Raw genomic sequence first — 1,600 nt, forward strand, 5'->3', positions numbered from 1 at the left:
GCCGGCCTCCAGGCCCCTGTCGCTGAGCCCGTTCGTGCTGTTCGGGTCCGGGGTGGTGGAACTCTTCGGCGCCTGGATTCCTTGCGGGAGGTCGCTCGGCGACCTCGACGGGTCCGAGGTCACACCACGTGTCGGATCCGGCGTCAGGTCCGGCGACTCAACCGGCGTGAGGTCCGGCGCGAGGTCCGGCGTGACGTCGGGCGTGACGTCGGCGTTCGAACTGGACGAGGGTCCGGCGTTGCGCGCGGACGTCGGTCCCGACGTCAGCGGGTTGGTGTCCGGCAGGGACGAAGCCGGGGAGTTGGAGGGCGAGAGCGACGGCGAGTCCGGCGACGACGTGGGCGGCGGCAGATACGGGACCGGCGACCCACTCGTGCTGTTGACGTTGGTCGTGCTGTTGAGGTTGTTCGCACTGTTGAAGCTGTTCGTGCCGCCCGGTGTCCGTGTGCTGAGGTCAGGCGGCCCGGACGAAGCGTCGGTGCCGCCTTGGGGCAGTGTGTTCAGTGTGTCCGGGGACGAGTACGCCGGCGGCGGCGTGTACGGGGGCAGCGGAGGTGTGTCGATGCCGCTGCTGACCCCGTCCGGCAGATCGGACGAGACGGTCGTGTTCGGCAGGGGGGCCGGGCCCGGCGTGAAGAGGTCGCTCTTCACCGTCGCGCCCTTGGCGTTCGCACCGCCCGGGCCCACGTGCGGCTTCTCGGACACCGGGGGCTTCGGGTCCCCGTCCCCGGTGCCCAGCGGGTCGTTGGGGCCGGGAAGCTTGTTGTGATCGGTGAACTTGACGTTGTCGTCGAAGTACTTGTTGTAGATCTGGATGGCCCCGGCGCCGAGGGCCAGCCCCGCACCCAGGTCGAACAGGGTGCTGGTACCGGACCCGACGAAGGTCTCCCACTTGAACTCCCACTTGTCGTAGAAGGCCCCGTTGATGATGACCTCGGCCGCGCTCTCCGCGGTACCACCGACCACGAAAGAGGTGACGACCACCGGCGGACCGTTCACCAGCCCCTTGAACAGCAGACCGTCCCGGTTGATCTTGAACTTGTCGAACACATCCCCGAGGAGGTCCTTGAAGAAGTTCTTGACCGGCTTCAGGATCTTCTCGAGGAACTCCATGAAACCGGCGGTGAGCGCACCGAACGCCGCCGCGACCCCGACATCCTTCCAGTCCACCCCGCCGGGCCTGCGGCCACCGGTGTTCAGGCCCATCTGCGCCAGCCGGACCGCCAGCGTCTGCATGGCCTCCTCGATCGCCTCCCCGAGGGTCGGCGCGATGTGCGTCATCCGCACCAGGCGGTCGACGATCATCAGGATCGCCAGCTTGCTCCGGGCCCTCGCCAGGAACATCTGCGACACCGACGCACCACCGGTGAACGCCATCAGCGCCGCCAGAATGGCCAGCTCCGCGATCAGCATGATGATCTCGGAGATGATCTCCCACTTCGACGCCTGAATATTCTGCGAATAACTGATCTGGCCATTGGCCATCTCGTCCAGCTGAAAAAGCAGCTTCTGGACAGGGTCGCCGCCGTCGGGCATATCGGTGAGCATCCGCACACTCTCGATGTACGGCTGCGCCACCTCCGGCGGCAACGCCTCCTCC

1 protein-coding gene is annotated in these 1,600 nt (G+C 67.0%); it reads right to left on the minus strand.

Annotated features, from left to right (window positions below; all coding sequences use genetic code 11):
• Positions 1–1,600: hypothetical protein (locus ABD366_RS43330; protein WP_344443657.1), on the minus strand; the 1,600-nt coding region annotated here is incomplete at both ends.

Origin of the sequence: Streptomyces kunmingensis, from assembly GCF_039533535.1 — a bacterium.
Classification (GTDB): domain Bacteria; phylum Actinomycetota; class Actinomycetes; order Streptomycetales; family Streptomycetaceae; genus Streptomyces; species Streptomyces kunmingensis.